Source organism: Alteromonas sp. P256, from assembly GCF_036864455.1.
Lineage (GTDB): Bacteria > Pseudomonadota > Gammaproteobacteria > Enterobacterales > Alteromonadaceae > Alteromonas.
In genome coordinates, this window is record NZ_JAZETM010000001.1 from 652150 (window position 1) to 676710 (window position 24561).

Genomic DNA, 24561 nt, shown 5'->3' on the forward strand with positions numbered 1-24561 from the left:
CGCTGCGCTCCCTTATCGATTCAGAACATTAACGGGAGATTCATCACGCACCCGCAATGTACCTTCAGTAATCACTTCGTCGCCCTCGCTAATACCGTCAATGATTTGCACTATGCCAGGTCTTCTCTCACCAATGCTCACCTCGGTTTGGTGTGCTACATCATCTCGCACCACATAAACGAATTGTTTGTCTTGTACAGGCACTAGGGCTTTTTCAGGAAGGACCAGTGTATTAAGGACACGCTTTTCAACCGTAACAGTGAGCAGCATGCCGGGACGCAAACGGTTGTCTTTGTTTTTTATCGTTGCGCGAACATTGATAGCGCGAATAACAGGGTCAAGGCGAGTATCTACATTGCTGATAACACCCTCAAACTCTACGCCGGGGTAGGCAATGGAGGAGGCGGTGAGTCGCTGACCTGCAGCAACGCTGGCAAGATGAGTCTCGGCCACACTAAAATCAACTTTCATCACGCTAATATCATCGAGTGTGGTAATAGTGCTTCCCGGCTGAACAAGCGAACCTTTACTGATCATTCTATTTCCCAACAAACCGGTAAACGGCGCGCGAACCTGTAGGTCATTAAGCTGCGCTTTGGCAATATCTAACTGCGCTTCTAGCGCTTTTACGCGAGCGTTTTGCTCGTCGAGCAATTGCTCTGATGTGGCGTTTGTTTGGCGCAAGTCTGAAATGCGGGTGAACTGACGTTTAGCTTCGTCAATATTCGCTTTTAATTCCTCAACGCGAGCACGCTCTTCTGAGTTATTTAACTGAACTAACAGTTCACCTTCTTTTACCTTATCGCCGTCCTCAAAATTGATGCTCGCAATGGTTTCTGTCACTTGCGCCGTAATGTTGACCGATTCATTAGCCACCGCGGTTCCAAGCGACTCTATTGTGATAGGCAGCGCTTCAATACTGGCAAAGGCAGTTTTGACAGGAGTAGCACGCTGTCCCCCTTGCTGCTCGAGATTGTCTTCTGGTAAATTCAAATACACGACAATACCTGCCAACAATGCAACGCCAATTAACAGTGGTGATAAAGAAAAACGTGAAGACATAACCTTTCCTATAGGTAAAATAACAACCCGTGATAGAGTAGTTATCTGGCAGCTGTTTATAAAAGCGGTGCACAAATAACAAAGACATCTACGGGTATTCCGTTTACTACGTTTATTATGTGCAGCACTAGTATTTATTGATTTTATTTTGTTAAGAGTATTCTACCTTTTTCAATGACTTTCTTTTTTCGCTTATCACCTATTTTGGCAGTTTTAACGCTTTTGGGCTGTTCGCAGCACTCACCGAGTGCCCCCCAGTGCCGACAATCTTCGTTGCTTGAATCGCAAGCTGTCGAGCAAAGCTTTAATAGTAACGACACCCAAGCTGCTGTGTGCCTTATCAAAACCCAAGATAAAGCGGTGCTTATTCGCCATCGATTAAGTGGAAAACTCGATTTCCCCGGCGGAGGAGTGAATGAGGGTGAATCACTATCTTGCGCTGCACATCGCGAAACATGGGAAGAAACAGGCTTTAATGTGTTTGTTCGAAAGCAATTGGGTAAAACATCCAACGGGCTTGCCCTATTTGCCTGCGACTTAGACGCAGGTATCGACTTACTGCCTGAACATTTTAGTCCGCCTTCATGGGCAGCGCTTGAAGTGATTGCAATTGAAAAGGTGGACCCGTTTTTACTTAATCATAAGTCGCTGCGCTACGCCGATGACCTTATTTCGCTTCGCGATGGGTTTATAGCGTTTGACACTAACTAATAGCCATACCAGAGTGAGATTTGAATCTCACTTTTGATACATTGTAAGAAGCGGTTAAGGTGGTGAGCCGTGTCTCATCGCGCTATACATAAAAATAGAAGATAAAAAGAGACGGTCCGCCCCGATTTTTGATATTAACCCCGATTTTTGATATTAAGGAGTAAAGTGTGTTTTCATTGCCCACACAGAGCCTGAAAGGCACCGTATCAGAACAAGAGTGGCAAGCCCGTGTTGATTTGGCAGCGTGCTACCGCCTTGTGGCGGATATGCGCTGGGGCGACCTAATCTACACGCATATATCAGCCAAGGTACCGGGAACCGAGCATTACCTTGTTAATGCCTTCGGGTTAACGTTTGACGAAGTGACCGCGTCGAATTTAGTGAAAGTAGACCTAGACGGCAATATTCTTGATGATACGCCCTACGGCATAAACCCAGCTGGCTTTACTATTCACAGTGCAATTCACGAAGTACGTCATGATGCAGAATGCGTTATTCACCTTCATACGCTGGCCACTATCTCAGTGGCATCGGTCAAAGGCGGTTTAAAGCCTTGGAGCCAGTACTCCATGTTTTCACTGCCTTCTTTGTCATACCACGAGTATGAAGGGCTTGCCGTTGACGACGCTGAGCGAAAACGACTCCAAGACGATTTGGGTAATACTAATCACATGCTGTTGCCCAACCATGGCGGCCTGACATTAGGCCCTACGGTGGGTGATGCGTTTATGCGCTTTTACGACCTTCAGCGAGCATGTGAGATACAACTTGCATTAATGCAATCTAATGAAGAGGTCATTGAGATCCCCCAACCTATCATTGACGGTATCTATGAGCAGGCGAAGGTTGTGCATAGCGGTGCAACCGGCGGACAAAAAGCATGGCCTGCTATGTTGCGCAAGGCGTACAAATTAGATCCAGGATTTTGTGAATAACATGACTACGTAATTGTGATCACAGCCACCTGCTGATGTTTACAATGAAGCGTTAAAGATTGAAATAAATAACGGAACTGAACCTACATTATGAAAGTGACCAAAGTAGAAATATTCGACATCGAATGCCCGAAGCGCCCTCAGTGGAACCCTGTGTTTGTCAGAGTGTATACCGATGAAGGTATTACCGGCGTGGGCGAAGCGGGTCTTGCCTACGACTGGGGCCATAGCGCCGCTGCTAATATGGTAAAAGAGATTGCCGAAGCCTTACTGATTGGCTTTAACCCTTTTAATACCGAACTTTTATGGTCTCGCATGCTGCGCGAAGGCTTCTGGGGACTAGGTGGAGGCCCGGTTTTCTATTCTGCAATGAGTGCTATCGACACCGCGCTTTGGGATATCAAAGGCAAAGCCCTCGGCTTGCCGGTTTACGAACTTCTTGGTGGTAAAACTAACGGTAAACTGCGCAGTTACGCCAGCCAACTTCAGTTTGACTGGGATACAGAAATTACCAAACTCAACGACCCAGCAGACTACGCTCGCGCTACAGAAAAAGCGTTAAAAGATGGCTACGATGCGGTTAAAGTTGACCCAATCGTTTACGACAAAGACGGCAACACCCATTTTGACAGAACCAAGCTGTTTACCAAGCCAGAACTCAAATTGTTTCGCGCACGTTTACAAGCAATGCGTGACGTTATGGGTGAAGACGGTGATATCATTTTCGAATGCCACAGCTTGCTAGGTGCCTCTACCGCTATTCAGTTAGGCAGTATTGTAGAAGACATTGGCTGTTTATATTACGAAGAACCAGTGAACTACTTAAACTCTAAGCTACATGACAAAGTAGCGAAAAACGTGAAGGTGCCTATTGCAGGTGGCGAACGTTTATACCACCGCTGGGACGTACGGCCTTACCTTGAAGATCAATCCATCGACGTACTGCAGCCTGATGTGGGTCTTTGCGGTGGCTTTACCGAAGCGAAAAAGGTGTGCGATTACGCGGATATTTACGATGTGCGTATTCAGGCACATGTATGTGGTGGCCCTGTGGCAACGGCAGCAAGCCTGCACCTTGAAACAGCCATACCAAACTTCCTGATCCACGAGCATCATACCTATGCCACTAAAGCGTGGAATAGAGAATTGTGTATTCAAGACCCTCAGCCAGTAAATGGCTTTATTGAGGCGCCGGACACGCCGGGAATTGGTATCGACTTAAATGATGACATTGTGTATCGCTCTCCCCACATGACGGTAACTGAACTGAAATAGCGAGTGATATAAACTGGGGCACCGCCAAAAAGTAAAAGATTCGACTTTTTTGCGGTGCTTTTTTATTAGCTTAGGATTTTCCCCGTCAGCGTGTAACCCTAAAACTGATACCACTTGTGCGCATTTTTATAACGCAGCTTCTCTGCATTATCCTTGCTTAGACTAAAAGCCGTAGAGGTTGTTTGAGACTGCATGCGCTTGAGCATGTCGTCATACCCTTTTAGTAGTTGAGCGTAAGGCATTCGCCAGGTGCACAAGGGAAAATTGCTCGCCAGCATAATGTTATCTATAGGAAGTATATCAACAGCGGTATTAAGCAATCGCTGAACATAAGGCCACGTCCATTGCCTGTCCTGCATCTCCATACCCGAAAATTTAAATGCCATATTGCTGCACTGCGCTAGCGCACTTAAATGACGCTGCCATTTTGTGTAAGCAAGGCTAGAATAAGAGCGCCTGCTTGAATTAGTGTGCTTGCTACAAGAGCCTTTAGCGGGTAAGGAGCCTTTAGCGGGTAAAGCCTCAGCAGGCAAAACGTCAGCTAAAAAAGGCGCTGCTGCAACATGATTAATTATTACCGTCAGTTCTGGAATACGCTCAACCACATTCAATAATGCGCTTACGCTTGCCGTATCGGTAATATCGAATTGCGCATCAAAGGATAGGTTATTTGCCGCCATATGTTTCAGGCTATGCAGCACTTTAGGGCTTCGCAATAGTGTTGCTGCATCATCATCAAGAATATGACGAAGCCCAACTAAAGAGGGAAACCGTTTTAATCTATCAATGTCTGATAAGGAGGTAGACGACCGCAAGTCAATATTAGCCACACTGCGAAACGGTTTTACACAGTGCTGCTCTAAAAACGCCACCTCTCGCCACGGTTGCCCGTTATCAAAACCAGCCTCAATATGCACAAACCCGCCGAGCGTTGCGTGATTTCCTTTAAACAAATCCTTTTCATATACACTGCGTGCGATAACAGGCTTGTCCCGCCAATAGGGCGGATTATTAGGCTTTAGCCAATCGTAATGACCGTGCTGAAGGGCAAAAAAGTGTATATGAGGGTCAATCCAGTTCATGGGCGTTCTTCCACATCATTATTGCGCCGTGTACCCACCATCCACAGCATGAAGGCTTCCAGTAATAAAAGACGCTTTATCGCTACAAAGAAAATAGGTGAGTTCGGCGACGTCTTGAGGTTGACCTAGTCTGCCAATGGGCTGGGCTGCCGCTTCTTCTGCTACAACGTCGTTTTTATTTGCCCCAGAACGCGCGACATAATTATCAATGGCGTTGTGAAATAATGGGGTTTCAATAGTGCCAGGGCACACCGCATTCGCCCTTATATTAAAAGAGGCATAATCAAGGGCGGTACTTTTAGCTATGGACGCCAATGCAGATTTTGTTAGCCCGTAGGCGAAGGAGTTTTGTTTTCCCACATAGGATTGATCTGAACCCATCACCACTATCGCACCTGATTGCTGTGCTTTCATAACGGGTAACGTATTTTTTATTGCGGCGTAAGCCCCTTTAATATTTAGGCTTATTATACTGTCGAGTAACGCTTCGTCAGTCTCTTCGATAGTGGCTGATACATGTTTACCCGCATTACACACCAACGCATCAATGCGCTTATAGTCTTGTGCCACAGACGCCAGTGCTTTTTCTACCTCGCTCACGTTGCTTACATCGCACTTTACCCACTCACAATGTAGCGGGGCGACGTCAAAGTGCCTAATGTCTAAATTCACCACGCGATAGCCGTTTTCAGCAAATGTTTTACACACGGCAAGGCCAATTCCCAAACTGCCACCCGTTACCACGCAGACTGGGCTATTATTAAGCTTAACGTCAGTATTAACGCTTACGTCAGTATCGATTTCGGTATTCGTTGTGGTATTGGTCATAGCTCACGTTGCTCCTAGTCTATTTCTGTTTTCTCTGTGCTTTCTTTGTGATTGCGCTAGCTTCTGTGGCGTAAGCATGCCAGCGAGTAGGATAAATGCAAGGAAAAGCCAAAAGGCCATAAGTAATAGTTAACCAGAGTCCTGTTTGAGAAACGGAATATAGGTAATTAATTATTAACTTTCAGTTAACGGACTACTCTGACCACTTGTTTTATGGCTATAATAGAGAAATTAAAACACTTGTTTGAAAAAGGAGTCATCCATGCCTCTACACCATGCCCCTACCGCTGATTTTCAGTTTCTTTTAAAAGAGTGGCTTGGACTTGATGCCCATTATGAAAAGCTCGGTATCAGTGATTTTGATAGCGACCTAGCGAATGAAATTATTTCGCAAGGTGCTAAATTTGCACTAGATGTTGTTGCCCCATTAAACCGAGAGGGCGACGAAGAAGGCTGTAAGCTTGAAAATGGTCAGGTTACTACACCAAAAGGTTTTGCCGACGCCTATCAAGAATATGTGGCCAACGGCTGGAATGCCATGCTTGGCTCTGCTGAGTACGACGGTCAAGATTTACCCTACACCATGGCCGTACCGGTTCACGAAATGTTGAATGCCGCTAATTTAAGCTGGCGCTTAACAACTATGCTAACCGAAAGTGCGACACTTGCGGTCACTAAGCATGCCAGTAAAGCGCTTAAAGATACGTATCTTGCGAAGCTTATCAGCGGCGAATGGACAGGCACGATGAACCTTACCGAGCCTCACGCTGGAACAGACTTAAGCTTACTAAGCACTAAAGCGCTGCCACAAGACGACGGCAGCTTTAAAGTGACTGGTAACAAGATATTTATCACTGGCGGCGATCACGACTGGAGCTCTAACGTTATCCATCTAGTTCTCGCTCGTTTACCTGACGCACCAAAAGGTGTGAAAGGTATTAGCTTGTTCTTGGTCCCCAAATTTTTGCCTGACGCGAGCAATGAGCCGGGCGAAGCAAACAGCCTGTCAGTGGGCAGTATTGAACACAAGATGGGTATTAAAGCCAGTCCTACCTGTGTAATGAACTTCGACGGTGCCACCGGCTGGTTAGTGGGTGAGGAAAACCAAGGGTTAGCGTGCATGTTCACCATGATGAACGATGCTCGTTTCCAAGTGGGCTTACAGGGCTTAGGTGCTGCTGAAGCGTCTTACCAAGGTGCCCTTACCTATGCACGCGACCGCGTTCAATCTCGTGCACCCCAGGGCATTCAAAACCCTGAAGGTAAAGCCGACCCAATCGTATTTCAGCCAGACGTAGCAAGAATGCTGCTAACGCAAAAGTCGTTAATCGAAGGTTGTCGCGCTCTGTCTCTTTTCTATGCCAAATTTATGGATATCGAAAAGCACACAGAAGGCGAAGAAAAACAAAATGCAGAAAATGTGCTTCAGTACTTAACGCCTATCTGCAAAGCCTTTATGACTGACATGGGTCTTGAAACCACTAATATTGGTGTACAGGTATACGGTGGTCACGGCTTCATTCGCGAATGGGGAATGGAGCAACTGGTGCGCGATGTGCGTATTGCCATGCTGTATGAAGGAACCAACGGTATTCAAGCCCTCGACTTAATTGGCCGCAAGCTCACCCGAGATGGCGGTAAAATGATGGAGTCGACCTATGCTGCATTTAGTGAACTGGTTAACGACATTGAAGATGGTGAGAGTAAAGCACTAGCACAAGGTCTATTAGATGACTGGCGCGCCTCTTCTGCCGACTGTTTGGGCATGGACCCAACCACAGCTGCTTCAGCGGCATGCGACTTCCTAAATTACAGCGCATACTCGCTAATTGGCGTATTGTGGTACAGCATGGCTGATAAGGCTCAGCGCTCAGATAATGCGGTATTAGCAGCCTCTAAAGTGAAAACCCGAGACTTTTATATGCAGCGTATTTTACCTCGCCGCGACGCACACAAAGTAGCGTATAAAGCAGGGCCAGATAGTACCTTAGCGATTAGCGGCGACGAGTTCGACTACTTGTAATGCTATTGGCGATTGCCTGTTATGTAGTAGGTGGTAGGTGAAATGTACCTACCACTGGCTATGAGCTTCGCGAAAGCTGTAACAAGGTGTTCGCTGAAACTATACATTAAGAGTACTTGCTAAAAATACTTGTTCAAAGGTAATGGCAACAAAAACAAAAAGGTCGGCTTGAATTGCATAGTTAACGCTATGCACTCAAGCCGACCTTTTTTTACAGTTTTCCATGTTCTTTAAAAGCATGTACTTTTAAATCATGTACCTTTAAATCATGTACTTCAAAATTGCTGTCTTATACCAGTGCGTATAGATAGTTATTAAATCTTATTAGCCTTCGTTCTTTGGGCTTTCCGTGTCAGCAAACGTATCGTCAAACCAATCATCTAACATGGCCTTTTCATAAAACAGGTTTTCATTTCTCATGTTTCTGATATTGGTATCCATAAAGCCCATGTCTTTAAGCTGAAACTCATCTTCACTTTTCAGTACTTCACCACTGCTATCGGTTAACGAATAACTGAAAGTCATTCTTGGTATATCAACACGCTGTATTACGCGCACGTCTGCGCCCACGTTATTACCAAAGCCAATAAATTGACTGGGCCACACTTGGCCAGCTAAATCGATATTAGTGACAACCATCGAGAGTGTTTGAGATTTTGGCAAAGAGGCGGCTAACTCAACTAAGTGAGCCTCTAACGCCTCAAGAGTGCGTTCACGAAAACGAGCGCGGGACTCATTTGAGGGGCGCACATCGGTAAAAGATTTTGGCTCTTTCCACGTTATTTTTAGTTCGCCAGCATGCGATGGCAATACAACGGCACTGCTTAACAACACCGTACAGATAGAGGCTGTTATGATAGACAAGTTATTCACGTTTACTCTCCTCGTTTCGGTCTTCTCGCAAACGTTTTCGGCGTTTCTAGATATTAATCTGGCTTTCGCATTAGAGAAGACTGCGTAATAGTATGGCAAAGTTGAGCGCGTTTGGTTCCCGAAAAGTTGGGGTTTATATCGTCCTTTTCACAATAATTCGCATAAAAACGCTTAACACTATCTGTAGATACGGTGATTTTTTCAACATAGTTTTGTTGGTAGGGCTTTAATGGTTTTAGCTGTGTTGTGATATCACTGCGTAAACTCTCTAGCGCGCGCTGCTCGGGTAGCGTAGAAAGTGAGATGAACCAGTCGGATACAGAATTTTGAATGTCTTCAAACAAGTATTGAACAAAGGGAGAGCGCAAGACCAACACAAGCACAATAATTTCAGCAGTAATGATAAAAAACCGTAGCATAACGTATTACATAACCTATCTTAATGGCGGCTTTTAATAACTGTGATTAACGCTGACATGTGAATAATACCTCGTGTAAATGCGTTAAAACTAACGCTACTTTGCGCGCTATGGTGTTTAACGTGCTACTAAAATCAATCCTAGATACTTGAGTCGTAGTTAAGCATATACGCTGATATTACACTATCCTGATTACTTTCTCGTATACAATTAATAATACGTCAGTATGCGAATGCACTTTTTATTATTGAATTAGGTTTACACTTTGTAGATTGTTATCCTGTGCAAAAACTTACTTTCTGAACTTTCAGTATTGACTGAAAGTTTAAAAAGTACGATCATAATGAACATTCTTGATCTACATTAATCATGACAATCCTGTTGCTGGTATACTCCACACGCCATTTAAGGATGTTAGCTAAGGTTTATTTATGAACGAACAAATACCGGTCAAAAATGTCACACCGGTAAAAGTGCACAAACCAGAGGGAGGCGGTCAGGGTAAACGCCACGACTCCCGCAGTCGCATTTATGTACGCGCAGTAAAAGGGCCGCTGGAATCGTTCCGTCGATTTTTTGGGCTTATTTTTCTTGGCTTGTTCGCCATCATTCCTTGGCTTCAATTTAACGGCCAGCAGGCCGTATTACTCGATATTGGCCAGCAGCGCTTTACAATATTTTCGCTAACACTTTGGCCTCAAGACCTTACGCTATTAGCCTACATCTTTATTGTGTCGGCATTCGCCCTCTTCTTTGTTACCACTTTTGCAGGTCGAGTGTGGTGCGGTTTTATGTGTCCACAAACTACCTGGGTGTATATCTACACGTGGTTTGAAGAGAAATGTGAAGGGCCCCGCAATAAGCGAATTAAGTTAGACGAGCGTCCAATGGATGCCGATAAATTTATGCGTAAAACGGCTAAACACACTGCCTGGGTGGGCGTTGCTCTGTTAACGGCGCTTACTTTTGTTGGGTATTTCACGCCCATAGGTGCACTATTTGTTGACTTCTTTACCTTCAACGTAAGCTTCTGGGCTGGCTTTTTTGTTATTTTCTTTGCCGTGTGTACCTACGGCAACGCAGGTTACATGAGAGAAATTATGTGTACTCACATATGCCCTTACGCTCGCTTTCAATCTGCCATGTTTGACAAAGATACCTTTACCGTATCTTACAACGCCAACCGCGGCGAAAAACGCGGGCCGCGCCCACGCAAGCTTAGCCACGAAGAGGTGAAAGAAAAAGGGTTAGGTGACTGTATCGACTGTAACCTATGTGTGCAGGTCTGCCCTACCGGCATCGACATTCGAAATGGATTGCAGTACGAATGCATCAACTGTGGTGCGTGCGTTGATGCGTGTAACGGTGTCATGGACAAAATGAATTACCCCAAAGGACTCATTAGCTTTACTTCTGAAGAAGAGTTGGCTGGCGGTAAAACCCATATTATACGACCTAAGCTCATTGGCTACTTTGTGGTACTCGTGATCATGATTGGCTTATTGTTCGCCAATATCTACACTCGTAGCCCTACAGAAGTCGATATTATTCGCGATAGGAACTCTCTGTATCGCGAAACCAACGAAGGGTTGATTGAAAATGTGTATACCATCAAGGTATTGAATAAGACACAGAAGCGTCAAACCTACACCATAGAAATAAAAGGCCTTCCTGATTATGAATATATTGGAAAGCAGGAATTTGTCGTTGAAGGTGGCGCGGTATATTCAACGCCGATATCGGTTGCAACCGACGCTTATAATCTGGAAGATACGGTCACTGACATATTCATTAGTGTTACCACCACCGTAGACGGTGATATTGTAACCATTGATGAGCCAACTAAGTTTCTTTATCGATGACAGATTTTTCTTTCTCGGGCTTAAGCCCAGATACGATACTAGATGCCCTGGAAACCCAGGGCATTTTTCTTCAAAGCGGTCTATTAGCGCTTAATAGCTATGAAAACAGGGTTTATCAATTTATTGCCGAAGACGGCAAACGTTATGTGGTTAAATTCTATCGACCGGGCCGCTGGTCTGACGAACAAATCCAAGAAGAGCACAACTTTGCTAAGGAATTAGCCGACAACGAAATTCCCATCATCGCTCCCATGGCCGTGAACACAAAGACGCTGCACCACCATAGCGTTGGAAGTACGGACTACCGTTTTGCCATATTCCCCTCGGTGGGCGGCCGTCAATTTGAAAACGACAATTTAGACCAGTTGGAATGGATGGGACGGTTTATCGGTCGCATTCACCTTACGGCTCAAGCGTCTGCATTTTCTTCTCGCCCTGCAATTGATGTTGAAAGCTATTTATTAGAACCTCAGCGGGTTTTAGAGCAAAGTGAGCTATTGCCTGAAGGCCTTAAAACGGCATTTTTCGCTATTTTAAACCCGGTGATTGAAGCTACACAAAAAGCATATAAGAACGTGTCTTCCCCTATTCGTCTGCACGGAGACTGCCACCCTGGCAATATTTTATGGCGCGATGGGCCCACGTTTGTTGACTTAGACGATTGCAGAATGGGGCCTGCCATTCAAGATTTATGGATGATGTTAAGCGGAGATAGGCAGCAGCAATTACTTCAGCTAGACACATTAGTAGAAGCCTACGAAGAGTTTCAGCCGTTTAATAAAGCAGAGCTTGCGTTAATAGAACCGTTAAGAGCCATGAGAATGGTACATTATATGGCGTGGCTTTCTCGTCGTTGGTCAGACCCTGCGTTCCCTCGTGCATTTCCTTGGTTTGCAGAAGATAAATACTGGGAAGGACAAATCTTAGCGCTCAAAGAACAGATGTCTGCACTGCAAGAGCCCGTGCTAAAATTGGGCATGTAGTTTCATCACATTATTTAACTAGCGATAGGCATCAATATTATTGCTGCTGTCGTAAGTCGCCGTTAAAGCCTATATACTCGCTCCCGCGTAGGTGCACATGAATCGGCCTTGCTAGCCTCATACTAGCTTATACTAGCTCATAATAGCCCATTTTAGCCAATAAAAAGGCGAGACAAAGCTAGAAAATAGGAGGCAATAAAAAGGCAATGCCGATAATTGTGTTAAACGGGAAATCAGTTAAATGCTGATGCTGCCCCCGCAACGGTAATCTCAGTACTATGTAAGTGCTATATCAGTGCTATATCAGTACTTCTTTTTTACACGCCACTGTCGCTAAGCCAATGTGATCGTTGACTTATTCGATGGGAAGGCAAAAGAGTGTCAGTCTCATAGCTATACGCTTATAAACAATGAGCAGATGACGAGAAAGCCCGGATACCGGCCTGTGCTTCACGGCCCCTGCACTATCAATGAGTGTGCGGTGCTTTCGCTTAATCATGTGCTCGGGCGGAGCGCATAAGAGACTATTATTGATTATGGAATTATCTTTACTACAGGCTGCTTTTACTAAAACTGCAACGGCCGCTGCAATCCTAACGTGTATCACTTCAACTTCTGTTTTTTCTCAAGAACGTTCTAAAGATACCAACGACGTAGAAACCCTCACCGTAACAGGCACTCGCCTACCGATAACGCTTACAAAGCTACCGGGTGCGGTATCGGTATTAACCGAGAGCGACATAAAAGCCTCAGGCGCGTTGCAACTTACCGAACTTATACGCGGACTTCCTGGCGTCAGCTTATCTCAATCAGGCAGCCCAGGTGGCCTCACCGAGGTGAGAGTGCGAGGCAGTGAAACTAATCATCTTTTGGTACTTATCGATGGCGTTATTGCTAATGATATCGGCCAGGGAAGCTTGATTGATTTAGCCCATTTAACCGCTGCAAATGTAACACGCATCGAGTTATTAAAGGGCCCACAAAGCGCACGTTGGGGCAGCGGCGCTATTGGTGGTGTATTAAGTATTACCACAAAAGCCGGTGTTCAGGGTGACGTTACGCCTCAGCTAAGCATGTCGGCAGGAGTGGGTACGCAAAACACCTACAGAGGAAGCGTAAACACATCATCACAACACGACAACCTTGGCGTGTCGGCGTACGCGAGCTACATGCAAACCGATGGCGATAATATTTCAAGAATAGGGAGTGAAGACGATGGTTATGACAACCTTACTGCTGGACTGAACCTTCGCTTTAACGCCAATGATGAGCATACGTTTTCTGCCTACCTGCGTACGGTAGATTACGAGAATGAGTACGACGCTATAGACTTTGCTACCACGGGATTGCCCACAGATGCAGACAACGTTACAAAAGGGGTTCAAATTAGCTCGAAACTCAAGTGGGATTACCAAGCTAATAACAGTGATTATCGCTCAGCGCTTACTGCACAATACAGAAAAGATGAAAATGACAACACGACTTCAGGCGCAGACGCAGGCGGCACTACGGGTGAACGTATTGAGCTAAATTGGACTAATTTCTACAGTGTAAATGATTGGCAGTTAGCCGCAGGAACTGAATACCTTCAACGTTTGTTTTCACAGCGTGGGCCTGTGGTTTTCGGCGATCCTAACCAAGACCAACGGGATGATACCTACAGCGTTTTTGCCGAGGCTACTGGAGAAGTAAGTGACAAGGTTTTCACCTCACTTAGCGCACGCTTCGATAATAACAGTGAATTCGACAATGCATCTAGCTATCGCGCCGGACTCACATGGCAGCTTGACCGTCATATCGCTTTATTCACCAGCTACGGAAAAGCAGTTAAAACCCCCACCTTTACCGAACGCTTTGGATTTATTCCAGCCAGCTTTATCGGCAATCCTGACCTTATTCCGGAAAAAAGTGAAGAAGTTGAGGTGGGCGTTAAAGGTCGTTGGCAAACCGTGACGGCACAAGTCAGTGTTTACAATACTCAGCTACAAGATGAAATAAATGGCTTTGTATTCGATGCGCAAAGCGGCGCATTTACTGCGGGCAATGTAGATGGTGAAAGCCAGCGAGACGGTGTAGACGCAGAATTTAGCTGGCGTGGCGACTTTGCGGATATTACAGGCTCATACAGCTATCTTGATGCCCAGCAAGCCAGTAATGCACAAAGCGCCATTGAGCTTAGACGTGCTCGGCATCAAGGTGCTATTACGGTGACGTCAGATTTTGGCCTTGAGAAATTTAGCTTTTACACAAAGCTTGCCTATACCGGCACACGCTTTGATACGTTTTTCCCTCCATTTCCTGCGCCTTCAGAAACCCTTGCGCTATCTGCTTACACACTGACAAGCGTTAATGTGAGCTACCAGCTTAGCAATCAATGGCAAATGTCACTAAAAGTGAATAACCTGTTTGATAAAGAATACGAAGATATCATTGGGTATGTGGGGCAAGAACGACGCGCCCTGCTTTCAGTCAGTTATACGCGATAGATAGCAGGCATGGTGTTCAGCGGAGATTAAGCTTTCTACTGTATCATTTCGTTGTGTTTTTTGGCTTGCTGGCCGCTGAAATTAGGGCGTGTTGATCTTTGCTGTACATTTAGCCCAAAACTCGTACAACAAAGATCAACACGCCCTAGTTAACGCTCAAAGCCTGTGATAATCTTTTCCGATAAAAATCTTAAATACAAAGGAACTTATTCCATGAAAAAGTTTGCAGTAATGTTTGTCATGGCAATGCTTTTGCCATTAGCCGCTTGTGCTCAAGAGTCAGGCGCAAAATGGAAAGAAGGTACTCATTATAAAGTGGTTAATGAAGAGGCTACTGATAAGCCAGTAATTACTGAATACTTCTCGTTCTGGTGCCCACACTGCTTTCAGTTTGAGCCAATTGTTGAACAAATAAAACAGAAGAAAAGTGACGGTACTGCGTTTAACAAAGTACACGTAAACTTTATGCGCTTTACCGGCCCAGACGTGCAGGATGCAGCGACAAAAGCGATGCTTATTGGCCGTGCAATGAAGCAAGAAAATGCGATGAATAGCGCAATCTTCAACTACATTCACAAGCAAAAAGCCTCTATTACTAATTTGAAAGACTTACGCAACATCTTCGTCGTAAACGGCGCTGATGGTGAGGAATTCGACAAGCTTGCCAAAAGCTTTGGTGTTAACAGCATGTTGCGTAAAAACCAGCAGCAAATCGATGCTAACCGTGAGTTATTAACCGGCGTGCCAAGCTTTATTATAAATGGAAAGTATCAACCTACTTTCACATCTGACATGTCTTATGATGATATTGCAGATTTAATTGTATGGCTGTCTGAACAAAAATAGGTCTGAGCAAAATAAACCTATAATGGGCCTGCCCAGTAGCTATTACTGAGCAAGGCACTTGGCAAAATACGACCAACGAAAATGGGCGCTTTCTAAGCGCCCATTTTTTTTAAGCCCAGTTTTTTATTGAGCCAGCCTTCTAGAGGAACCTTATGACACCAGTAGATTCGTTTGCAGACTTTATATGTGAACTTGATAAGCTAAAGGCTGTTAAGCGAAAAATAACGCTTCCGGCAGACAAGAATCGCAATGCACACCTTAAAACCTGTGCGCCGGCACTTTGGGATTTCGTAAGCAGACAGCTAGACATTGCCGTGGCAAATAAATGGTTGTTAGACTCGCCCAATAGCTAGCGCCCAAACGGAAGGCTAGCTTTATCACGCTGCTGCCACAGTATTTTTGCTTCTTCTATGGCGTCGTTTACCTCAATATTGCGTAGCAAAACAAGATAACTTGCCAGCGAGCTAATAATAGCCTGCTCACCGTAATCGCTTTCTGCTTTGCCGTGCCACACCTCTAGCATATCGCCCACGGCCATGGTCTTATCTTTTAGCGCCCAGCGCTTGGCAATAACAGGGAGAACATATTCATCGGTCTTGCCACCACGGGTAATAAATAACTCTGTTTCCCGCTCGCCATTGACCTCAGGATCGCCGCCGTCACCGCGAAAACACAGTGCATCTATGTTTTCGTAGTTTTCGTTTACTCGGCAATGTTTATGGTCGAGGTGCATGTGATACACCCCTTGCACACAATACTTCGCGCCAGTGGGGTTTAACAACCGAGCCAGCGTATTGGCACAAGAGCGCAATCCAAACACTTCTCGCAGTTTAATAATATCGTCTAGCGCAGGCAGCAGACACGAAAGGTCGAGGTAAGTCACCAAGTCTTCATCCATCTGGGATTTAGCTTGTGTCACCGTATTCACTGCTGGCAAACCAAGCGTTGGCAAGACCGTACTTGCATATAGTCTCCCCGAACCTGGCTCATGGGCGCCGTGCAACATAACTCGCGTACCGTTTTTTACAAGCACCGCCACGGCGAGTAAATACCATGGAAGTTGTCGCCGCTTTCCTGCATAGCAACCAATATCTAGCACAGGGGCCAGTGTTTGCACCTCAGGCTCAATAAGCTCTCGACAAGCATTCACAAAGCCTATGACTTCTTCGGGCGTTTCTTCTCGGGTACGCAGCAACATTAAAAAAGCACCACGTTGATCGCCGGTAACTTTATTGGCAAGCACCATTTTCATGGCGTGGTACGCCTCTTCGCGCGTTAAGCTTCGACCGCCCCGCTGGCCTTTTCCAATAATTTTTATATAGTCACTAAATGGAAGCTGCATAGTGTGTTAGGAACGCTTTTTATTAAGTCATTAATACTATTCACTCTATCATTTTTAAAAAAATAAGGGGAAATAAACCTGCGTTCAGTAGTTCGTTATATTCACACCTGCAAAAGTGCATTTGCATACATACGTTTACATTGCTAACTATAAGAAGCTTGCCACGCTCTTGCCTTTTATCCCCATTGTTGGATGATTCAGGGGTAGAAAATTTTCCTAATCATTACTGGTATAAAAACAAAAATAAGGAATTTGCGATGTCTAATTGCTTACATCTTGCTATCCCTGCAGGCGACCTAGAAAAAGCCAAGGTATTTTATTGTGACGTATTGGGCTGTAAAACGGGTAACAGTGAGGACGGGCACTGGATTGACATTGATTTTTGGGGCAATGAACTCACTTTGCATGAAAGTACCGAACGGTTACCTTCAGTACGTCATGAAGTAGACATGGGTACGGTTTCGGTACCGCATTTTGGTGTCCATATGAGCGAAGATGAGTTTCAAGCGTTGAAGAAGCGTATTGAGTCGGCAGGCTTACCCTATTTAGATAAACCCTACCGCCGCTTTAAAGATACAGAGTTCGAACAAGAAACGTTTTTCATCGAAGATCCTAACGGCAATGTACTTGAAATGAAAACGATGACTAACCCTGAAGTATTGTTTCGCACTACCAAATAAAGCGCTCACGTCAACGTGCCAGCGTAGTGCTCGCTGGCACGTTTCTTTGAGTACTTGGTTATTTGAGTACTTGGTTATTTGAGTACATATTTATTTAGGTACTTAGGTTATCGTTAACCGCAATGGATAAGAAGAAAACCTAACCGAAGAAATTGAAGCATATCTTGTTACCGTCAAAGTCTCTTACGTAAGCCGCATAAAACTTTCCGGGTACTCGTTGTCCTGGCGCGCCATCGCATGTAGCCCCAAGAGACAGTGCTTTTTCATGCATTTTATCCACTTTCTGCTTATTTCCTGGTGCAATAGAAAACATATTGCCGTTGCCCGGTGAAGGCTCTTTCTCATCCCACGGAATACACACGGCAATCATTGGCTCTTTCATCGATTTACCAATGTATTTAATCCGGTCCATATTCACTAACCGCTTAACGCCAAAATCTTCTAGTAGTGACTCGTAGAATGAGGCTGATTTTTCTATATCGCTTACACCCAAAGTTACGTAGTTAATCATCAAGCTTTCCCAAAAAGTAGGTTAAAAGTAATTTGAAATGTACTGTGTGATAAAGCCTACGGCGGGCGTTACGATAAAGCTCAGTGAGAAATAGCTCAGTGAGGAATATTTAATAAAAAACCGCACTAGTGTGCCTAGTGCGGTTTTGTGTTTTTCATGTTGCTCTTAAGTCTCTGTCTGCGCAAACACCTTGCGCTAAGACACTAGGCGACCGTTCTAATAAGAAGCCTTAGGCAAGCTTATCGGTAGCAACGCGATAACGAGGGTCTTCGTTAACGTTAATTTCTACAAATTTATCGGCTTTACGCAGCAAGCTGCGACACTCGTCGCTGATATGACGTATATGCAGCTTCTTGTCCTGCTCGAGGTACTTATCTGCAAGCGTATCTAGCGCGTCAATACCCGACGAATCCCAAATACGAGACTCTTTAAAGTCGATAACCACATCTTCTGGATCGTTAGCAATATCAAACAAGTCTCTAAAATGAGTTACCGAGCCAAAGAACAGCGGCCCTTCTAACTCATAGACCTTCCAGTTGTCATCGTCGATATGCGATTTCACGGCAATGTGGCGAGCGTGCTTCCAGGCGAATACAAGGGCAGAGACGATAACACCAACAACAACGGCAATGGCTAGGTCGGCAATAACAGTAACGCCAGTGACCAAGAAGAGTACAAACGCATCTTCTTTGTTAACACCACGCACAATACGGAATGATGCCCATTCAAACGTAGCAATAACCACCACGAACATAACGCCAACCAGCGCTGCTAATGGAATCATTTCAATAAGTGGTGCTGCAAAAAGAATGAAGCCAAGCAGTACAAGTGCAGCGCTTATTCCTGATAAACGACCACGGCCGCCAGAATTGATATTGATCATACTCTGGCCAATCATGGCGCAACCGCCCATACCGCCAAAGAAGCCGTTGACGGTGTTGGCAACACCTTGTCCAACACACTCTTTATTGCCGCGACCACGGGTATCGGTCATTTCGTCAATAAGCGATAGGGTAAGCAGCGATTCAATAAGACCAACCAAGCATAAAATAATAGATGTTGGCAGCACAATCATTACCGTTTCCCAGGTGAAAGGCACCATTGGAATAGCAAAGGTTGGCAACTCACCCGCCAAGGTGGCGCTGTCTTTTTGATCAGCCGGCAGTAAGTCTCTTACAAAGTCGATAACCGTGCGCGCTTCTAAATCTAATCCGTGTACTAAAGCGGTAACCGTTACAATTGCTACCAACGACGCAGGTACCGCCTTGGTAAGCTTTGGCAGTAAATAGATAATTGACATGGTAATGCCTACAAGACCTAGCATCCAGTACAGCATTGAACCCTGCATCCACTGCAGCTCGCCAAGTGAATTGACTATTTTAAACTGCCCTAGCTGCGCTAAGAATATAACAATAGCAAGCCCGTTAACAAAACCTAGCATAACCGGGTATGGCACTAATCGGATAAACTTTCCGAGCTTAAACACGCCGCAGAGTATTTGCAGCAGTCCCGCTAAAATGACGGCCGCAAACAGGTATTGCACCCCATGCTGCGCCACAAGTGCCACCATCACAACGGCCATGGCCCCTGTTGCACCTGAAATCATGCCTGGGCGACCGCCAATGGCAGAAGTAATTAAACCCATCATAAATGCAGCATATAGACCAATCATAGGTTCTACACCTGCAACAAATGCAAAGGCTACGGCTTCTGGAACTAGCGCTAAAGCGACCGTAATTCCCGAAAGCACGTCATTTTTTACGTTGCTATCTTTACTGGTTATTAAATCGAACATGTTTTCTCAGAATATAAAGCGTGTTAAACAAAAAGCCCTATCGGCTAAAAGGGCTGACTGGAGAATTGTTGGCGATTCTATCACCATTACAGCTTAAAATCTTTTAATAGAATGTTAACCATGCAGGCGTGTTGATACGTATTGAAAGTCTATTTGCTAATGATAGAGCTAGACCAAACTGTGGACATGCTGGCGATATTATTTGTTAAAGCAGCCGAAAGAATCGACCAAAACGCTAATATAAAATCTGACAATCTGACATAAAAGCTGACACAGGCGTTATGACGTGGCATCGTATCGGGCAAAATTAGCTGCTTATCCTTGATTAATTTCTTATCGCTCAAATCCTTTGTAGTCTGTCGGCTAGTAAACTGCGCAAGAGAAATACAAAGCAGCTTTTGTTTAGTTTCAGCATCAACATCAACAAGAATATCAATTAGGAGTTATTGTGGTCCCGTACATCCTTACTATTTTATGTGTGCTCGTAGCAGGTGCAATACACTGGGTTTCGCCGAAGGCGTATTGGAAAGCGACTTTTATGTCTACCGCCGTTATTCTACTTTTCTCAGTAGCAGCACTATTCATATTTAAAGCGTCGGGAATGCTTGTAAGTGAAAAAACAGGCGCTAACGCCGACTTTTCCGGGCAGCTTTTAACAATTAATATACTAGTGGCTTTTTTCGGATTTCTGATTTCGTTGTTTGTTGGATGGTTTCTCCGCGTAGTGAGAAATTAATGAGAGAGATTAAGATGCCACTGTAAGCGTTGGCCAAATCTCACACCAACGCTTGTTTTGAATCCGCTCATTAAATACGTTTGGCCGAGGGTACTTGGGGTTTATACTGATGGTGCCTGCAAAATTAGCCTGCAAACCAAAGGGCGCGAGTATCTCAAACGGCCCTGCTGTTTCAAACGACGAGCTTAAGCACGCACTGGCACTGCTACTAGCATTGGCACTGGAGCTGCCACTGGCACTAGCACCGGCACTGGTACTGGTACTGCTAGATAGGGCTACGCTGTCTGCGGTTGATAACGCTATCGCCACGCAGGTTTCTTTCTCTATCCAATATGAAATAGCCTCTTCGCAGTGCTTATAAGGCGCATGTCCGTGCAGTACATGCATACGCGCCTGATTTTTTACCTGCCACTTAACTAGCGGTAGTACCTCATTTAGCTGCATCTCATAGAAGGTGTCTTTAGCGCGCTGTGTGTTGTCTGCATCAAAATAGATAACGTCAACGTCGTTTAACGGCGTGGGTGTGCTCTTTTGGTGTAAAAAATCCCAAATAGCGTTACGAAGAAAGCCTGCACCTAGGTAACCTTGTGGCAACGCGAGTTGTTGAAGCGCATGTAAGCACGACATGCGCTGAGAGTCTGCCTGTATAATGTCGCAAACGCGCTGATAAAGTTTAGGTCGTTCTACATTGCGCAATGGGTCTTGCATTGACCTTACTGGCGTTTTGATTGCTGTGGCTCGCTATTGTGAATATGCAGCTTTTGCTTCCACTTAATAACGTAAAGGCATAGCGCCACAACACTGCCACCAGCAAACCAACCTCCAATCACGTCGCTTGGCCAATGAACCCCTAGCATCACTCGAGATAACCCTATGCAAAACACCAATAATGCTGCGGTTGAGTATATCCATGTGCTGACCGCCCTTTGGTCAGAGAAATGGCAAACAAGGTAAGCGAGGTAGAAGTACACCAAGGTAGACAGGGTTGCATGAGCAGACGGGAAACTGTGGGTATATACATCCACATCGTGCTGACTAACCGGTGGACGAGGTCTCGCGATCCCCGCTTTAAGGGCAAAGGCAACAAATAGCCCCAACGCTACTGCCAGCACAAAGGTATACGCCTTATTGCGCTGATTGTGCATGGCGAGGCCAACCGTAACGGTAATAGCCACAAAAAGCAGCACAATATTACTGCCAAGCGCGGTAACATCTCTTAATGCATCTGATATCCATTTAGGCGTGGAACCATCCAGTTTAAGGGCTTGAAATAATGCCTCGTCCATCGGCTGCGCAACACCTAAATGCACAAATAGCATAACCAATACAAAGCAGGTTCCAAGAAGCAAAACCTGAACTGAAGGGGTTTTAAGCATATTGATATAGTGACCAACTTCACTGTTTTGTTTCATAACTAACATCCATTTGTTGCATTCTATTTCACTAGCTGTGGTCTACATCATAAGGACGTAGCGACCTAGTCGTGCTTACTTCCGCCAAGGCACTTAGGTGATGACAAAGGCTCCCCTCCCCTTTTTACCCACTCTTCAGGGGTGTAAGTGTGAAGCGCCAAGGCGTGAACAGGCCCCTCTAAGGCAGGTGCTGCCAATGCGTTTATTTGTCTATGTCTGCCAATTAAACGCTGCCCTTCAAAGGCATCACTGACTACCGTTACTTTGAAATGACTTTGCGCTCCATCGGGCACATTATGCATAAAGCTTTCATCCACTACCTCCAAATAGCTTGGCGCAATAGCATCAGTGATGGCTGTTTCTAGGAAATCTTTTACTTGCATACCGCTTACTTGCATATCGTCTACCTTCATATCTTTTACCTCAACCTCTTTTATTCGCGTGACTGGCGAACCGGTGAAATTTTTACGGTGAATTCGCGACTATTAATCGCCTGAAAGTGAGGTTTATTCTACCATCTATCGGTTTAACCGTCTTCGAAATGCCGTGTAAATAATGGCTTTGCGTAGCGCCAGCCATAACCAATAGACTGCCGTGTTCTAGTAAGTGCGTATATCGCGCCTTCGTTTCTTTATGCTTAAACACAAAAGGGCGCGCCTCTCCTAACGTTACAGAGCCAATAACGGGGTTTGGCCCAAGCTCGGGTTCATCATCAGCGTGCAAGCTCATGCTGTCTTGACCGTGTCTGTACCAATTGGCAAGGACACTATTAAAACGGCTGCCGCATGCAGCGCTACAACAATCCCGTATATCAGCCAAGGTCGATGTCCACGGGTTAGGCACCATGGTCAGCCCTGAATAGGTATAGGTGCACTGTGGGTCGCCATGCCAGCTCTGCAAGCGGGGGATGGGAATAGATTTACCAAACATGCGCAGTGAGTCTTGTCTCCAAGGCAGCTCGCTTTGCAGTTTGTCGAAATACATATCGGCGGTGGATTGACTGAAAAAGCGAGGATAGTACACAACATCCCCCTCAGGCAGCGGCAGGGGCTGAGGCTGTGCCGCCTGCTTGTGTTGCTCAGGGGTTTCCTGATCAGACGCTCCTTGTTCAGGTTCAAGCTTCTCAGGTTGATTAAAAAGTGAATATTGCATGTCTTCGCCTAGGTCGCTCTCTTATCCGATTTTATTAAGTAACCTGAATACTGTTTAAGAAACGGCGCTCAGCACCACTAGAAATGCTTGCACCATTCTTTAAACAGGATTCAGGTTAAGTATGGCTTTATTGATCATAATTTTTTCTACACCATGGTTATTTACGTGCATTGCACCAATCTGATCATGCTCTTTTTGCCCGCGAAATGTTACCCTACGCCCATTGCTAACTCCAAAGCACGCCAAGGCTTGACTCACGTCATCGCTGTTGCCGTCAGAAATTTCGCTAATGAATACAGAATTTATTTTTGCAGACCGAAACTTGTCTCTAATTCGCTATCCTGAAAAGCATCAACATGTAAGCTTACAGGCATGGGATAGCGCCGACGAGCTGCTCATCGACCATGTAGAATCGTTGCTCAACGACAATGTGGTTTCTATAGACACTGCCGAGTCTCAGCTTATGATTTTTAATGATGACTTTGGTGCATTGGGGTGCTGGTTTGAGCATTTGAATCCACTTTGGGTATCAGACTCATACATATCTCGCCGCTCGTTGCTGGAAAACTTAGGGCGTAATGCTACAAGCGCAGAGACATCGGTAACAGAAACGACCCCCGTCAATACTATGACCAGTGTGGACAGCTTAACGTTTTCTCCGCAAGCCGCCCCGGCTATTGTGGTACTGAAAGTACCAAGAGCGCTTGCGCTTTTAGAGCAGCAGCTTATTGATTTAAAGCGTTATATATCTGCTGACACACAAGTGATTGCCGGCGGCAAAGCAAAAGCCATTACCAAATCGGTGCTGGCATTGTTTGAAAAGTACATTGGCCCCACCACTACCTCTCTTGCAAAGAAAAAGTCGCGACTGATATTTTCTCGTCCCGACCTAACCCTTCCATCATATCCGTCGCCCTACCCAACTCGATGGGAATGCAAGGGAACCACAGGCGCGAAAATGACGTTAGACAACGAAGCAAATGTGTTTTCACGTCAGTCGTTAGATATCGGTGCGCGTATTATGATGAAACACATGACGGTAAGCAGCAATGATACGGTTGTCGATGTGGGGTGTGGTAACGGCGTTTTAGGTATTAACGCGCTGACACTTGCCCCAGACTGCAAGGTCATTTTTACCGATGAATCTTACATGGCATTGGAAAGTGCACGATTAAACGTGTTGACTAACCACCCAGATAAAATAGATCAATGCACCTTTATTGCTACCAACTGCTTAGAAGGGCTTCTTAACGAGCCGAACACGCCTGCGGTCACTAAGGTGTTGTGTAATCCTCCTTTTCATCAACAAAATGTGATCACCGACCACATTGCATGGCAAATGTTTACCGACTCTCGCGATTTGTTAGTACGAGGCGGACATCTTGTTGTGGTAGGAAATCGTCACTTGGATTACCACATAAAATTGAAAAAACTGTTTGGTGGTGTTGATATACTGTCAAACGACAAAAAGTTCGTTATTTTTAGCGTCGCTAAACAGTAAGATTATTTGAAGGATTTACTATGCTAAAGAAGATAAACAACATTCTT

At 45.2% G+C, this 24561-nt stretch carries 24 protein-coding genes and 1 riboswitch; of the genes, 12 read left to right on the plus strand and 12 right to left on the minus strand.

Going from position 1 to position 24561, the window contains the following annotated elements; translation table 11 throughout:
• Window positions 1-12 precede the first annotated feature (12 nt).
• The gene (locus tag V7R39_RS02835) at window positions 13-1062 is read right to left on the minus strand and encodes an efflux RND transporter periplasmic adaptor subunit (RefSeq protein WP_334027929.1); all 1050 of its coding nucleotides are present in this window, start codon (window positions 1060-1062) and stop codon (window positions 13-15) included.
• 174 nt (window positions 1063-1236) lie between these two features.
• On the opposite strand from V7R39_RS02835, the gene V7R39_RS02840 reads away from it, so the two are divergent.
• From V7R39_RS02840 to V7R39_RS02850, 3 genes are all read left to right on the plus strand, one after another.
• A complete protein-coding gene (locus V7R39_RS02840; protein WP_334027931.1) occupies window positions 1237-1773 on the plus strand; it encodes an NUDIX hydrolase in 537 nt (178 codons plus the stop codon).
• A 167-nt stretch (window positions 1774-1940) separates the two neighbouring features.
• A complete protein-coding gene (locus V7R39_RS02845; protein ID WP_334027934.1) occupies window positions 1941-2708 on the plus strand; it encodes a class II aldolase/adducin family protein in 768 nt (255 codons plus the stop codon).
• A 90-nt stretch (window positions 2709-2798) separates the two neighbouring features.
• A complete protein-coding gene (locus V7R39_RS02850; protein ID WP_032095710.1) occupies window positions 2799-3983 on the plus strand; it encodes a mandelate racemase/muconate lactonizing enzyme family protein in 1185 nt (394 codons plus the stop codon).
• Between the two features lie 98 nt (window positions 3984-4081).
• On the opposite strand, the gene V7R39_RS02855 is transcribed toward V7R39_RS02850, so the two are convergent.
• On the minus strand, window positions 4082-5065 hold the full coding sequence (locus V7R39_RS02855; protein ID WP_334027937.1) for an amidohydrolase family protein: 984 nt from the start codon (window positions 5063-5065) through the stop codon (window positions 4082-4084).
• Between the two features lie 18 nt (window positions 5066-5083).
• Complete coding sequence (locus tag V7R39_RS02860) at window positions 5084-5893, minus strand: SDR family NAD(P)-dependent oxidoreductase (RefSeq protein ID WP_334027939.1); 810 nt, start codon at window positions 5891-5893, stop codon at window positions 5084-5086.
• A gap of 262 nt (window positions 5894-6155) precedes the next feature.
• Between V7R39_RS02860 and V7R39_RS02865 the strand changes: the two genes are divergently transcribed.
• A complete protein-coding gene (locus tag V7R39_RS02865; protein ID WP_334027941.1) occupies window positions 6156-7916 on the plus strand; it encodes an acyl-CoA dehydrogenase family protein in 1761 nt (586 codons plus the stop codon).
• 324 nt (window positions 7917-8240) lie between these two features.
• On the opposite strand, the gene V7R39_RS02870 is transcribed toward V7R39_RS02865, so the two are convergent.
• Together V7R39_RS02870 and V7R39_RS02875 are read right to left on the minus strand one after the other, a co-directional pair.
• The gene (locus V7R39_RS02870; protein ID WP_438823494.1) at window positions 8241-8789 is read right to left on the minus strand and encodes a DUF3016 domain-containing protein; all 549 of its coding nucleotides are present in this window, start codon (window positions 8787-8789) and stop codon (window positions 8241-8243) included.
• Between the two features lie 53 nt (window positions 8790-8842).
• Window positions 8843-9208 (minus strand): hypothetical protein, encoded by a 366-nt coding sequence (locus V7R39_RS02875; RefSeq protein WP_334027944.1) that lies wholly within the window; start codon window positions 9206-9208, stop codon window positions 8843-8845.
• A gap of 431 nt (window positions 9209-9639) precedes the next feature.
• Here V7R39_RS02875 and ccoG point away from each other — a divergent pair, with 431 nt between their 5' ends.
• The 5 genes from ccoG (at window position 9640) to V7R39_RS02900 (ending at window position 15738) form a co-directional block, all read left to right on the plus strand.
• Window positions 9640-11070, plus strand: a complete 1431-nt coding sequence (ccoG, locus tag V7R39_RS02880) for a cytochrome c oxidase accessory protein CcoG (protein ID WP_334027946.1) — start codon at window positions 9640-9642, stop codon at window positions 11068-11070.
• Window positions 11067-12053 carry a serine/threonine protein kinase gene (locus tag V7R39_RS02885; protein ID WP_334027948.1) on the plus strand — a complete coding sequence of 329 codons (987 nt, stop codon included), beginning with the start codon at window positions 11067-11069 and terminating at the stop codon, window positions 12051-12053. The genes ccoG and V7R39_RS02885 overlap by 4 nt, the downstream gene beginning before the upstream one ends.
• A gap of 184 nt (window positions 12054-12237) precedes the next feature.
• Window positions 12238-12514: riboswitch (cobalamin riboswitch) on the plus strand.
• A 75-nt stretch (window positions 12515-12589) separates the two neighbouring features.
• A complete protein-coding gene (locus V7R39_RS02890; RefSeq protein WP_334027950.1) occupies window positions 12590-14539 on the plus strand; it encodes a TonB-dependent receptor plug domain-containing protein in 1950 nt (649 codons plus the stop codon).
• 213 nt (window positions 14540-14752) lie between these two features.
• Entirely contained in the window at window positions 14753-15385 is a 633-nt protein-coding gene (locus tag V7R39_RS02895) for a thiol:disulfide interchange protein DsbA/DsbL (protein ID WP_334027952.1), read from the plus strand.
• Between the two features lie 152 nt (window positions 15386-15537).
• Window positions 15538-15738: a hypothetical protein gene (locus V7R39_RS02900; RefSeq protein ID WP_334027954.1), complete on the plus strand. Its 201-nt coding sequence runs from the start codon at window positions 15538-15540 to the stop codon at window positions 15736-15738.
• Here the strand turns inward: V7R39_RS02900 and V7R39_RS02905 are convergent.
• Entirely contained in the window at window positions 15735-16727 is a 993-nt protein-coding gene (locus V7R39_RS02905) for a glycosyl transferase family protein (protein ID WP_334027956.1), read from the minus strand. The two genes, V7R39_RS02900 and V7R39_RS02905, sit on opposite strands and share 4 nt — an antisense overlap.
• A 257-nt stretch (window positions 16728-16984) precedes the next feature.
• Here V7R39_RS02905 and V7R39_RS02910 point away from each other — a divergent pair, with 257 nt between their 5' ends.
• Window positions 16985-17407 carry a VOC family protein gene (locus V7R39_RS02910; protein WP_163107500.1) on the plus strand — a complete coding sequence of 141 codons (423 nt, stop codon included), beginning with the start codon at window positions 16985-16987 and terminating at the stop codon, window positions 17405-17407.
• 139 nt (window positions 17408-17546) lie between these two features.
• Here the strand turns inward: V7R39_RS02910 and V7R39_RS02915 are convergent, their stop codons facing one another.
• Together V7R39_RS02915 and V7R39_RS02920 are read right to left on the minus strand one after the other, a co-directional pair.
• Entirely contained in the window at window positions 17547-17918 is a 372-nt protein-coding gene (locus tag V7R39_RS02915; protein ID WP_163107501.1) for a VOC family protein, read from the minus strand.
• A 229-nt stretch (window positions 17919-18147) separates the two neighbouring features.
• Window positions 18148-19713, minus strand: coding sequence for a SulP family inorganic anion transporter (locus tag V7R39_RS02920; protein ID WP_334027960.1), 1566 nt, complete (start codon window positions 19711-19713; stop codon window positions 18148-18150).
• 448 nt (window positions 19714-20161) lie between these two features.
• Here V7R39_RS02920 and V7R39_RS02925 point away from each other — a divergent pair, with 448 nt between their 5' ends.
• Complete coding sequence (locus tag V7R39_RS02925) at window positions 20162-20449, plus strand: hypothetical protein (protein WP_032095697.1); 288 nt, start codon at window positions 20162-20164, stop codon at window positions 20447-20449.
• Window positions 20450-20458: 9 nt separating this feature from the next.
• Here V7R39_RS02925 and V7R39_RS02930 read toward each other — a convergent pair whose 3' ends face one another.
• The 4 genes from V7R39_RS02930 to V7R39_RS02945 all read right to left on the minus strand — a co-directional run bounded on the left by V7R39_RS02930 (window position 20459) and on the right by V7R39_RS02945 (window position 23013).
• Window positions 20459-21076 (minus strand): nucleotidyltransferase family protein, encoded by a 618-nt coding sequence (locus tag V7R39_RS02930; RefSeq protein ID WP_438823505.1) that lies wholly within the window; start codon window positions 21074-21076, stop codon window positions 20459-20461.
• 86 nt (window positions 21077-21162) lie between these two features.
• The gene (locus tag V7R39_RS02935; RefSeq protein ID WP_334027965.1) at window positions 21163-21861 is read right to left on the minus strand and encodes a phosphatase PAP2 family protein; all 699 of its coding nucleotides are present in this window, start codon (window positions 21859-21861) and stop codon (window positions 21163-21165) included.
• A 65-nt stretch (window positions 21862-21926) separates the two neighbouring features.
• Window positions 21927-22244, minus strand: coding sequence for a BolA family protein (locus tag V7R39_RS02940; protein WP_287009726.1), 318 nt, complete (start codon window positions 22242-22244; stop codon window positions 21927-21929).
• Window positions 22245-22326: 82 nt separating this feature from the next.
• On the minus strand, window positions 22327-23013 hold the full coding sequence (locus V7R39_RS02945) for an alpha-ketoglutarate-dependent dioxygenase AlkB family protein (RefSeq protein ID WP_334027967.1): 687 nt from the start codon (window positions 23011-23013) through the stop codon (window positions 22327-22329).
• Between the two features lie 289 nt (window positions 23014-23302).
• On the opposite strand from V7R39_RS02945, the gene V7R39_RS02950 reads away from it, so the two are divergent.
• Window positions 23303-24514: a methyltransferase gene (locus V7R39_RS02950; protein ID WP_334027969.1), complete on the plus strand. Its 1212-nt coding sequence runs from the start codon at window positions 23303-23305 to the stop codon at window positions 24512-24514.
• Window positions 24515-24561: the final 47 nt, after the last annotated feature.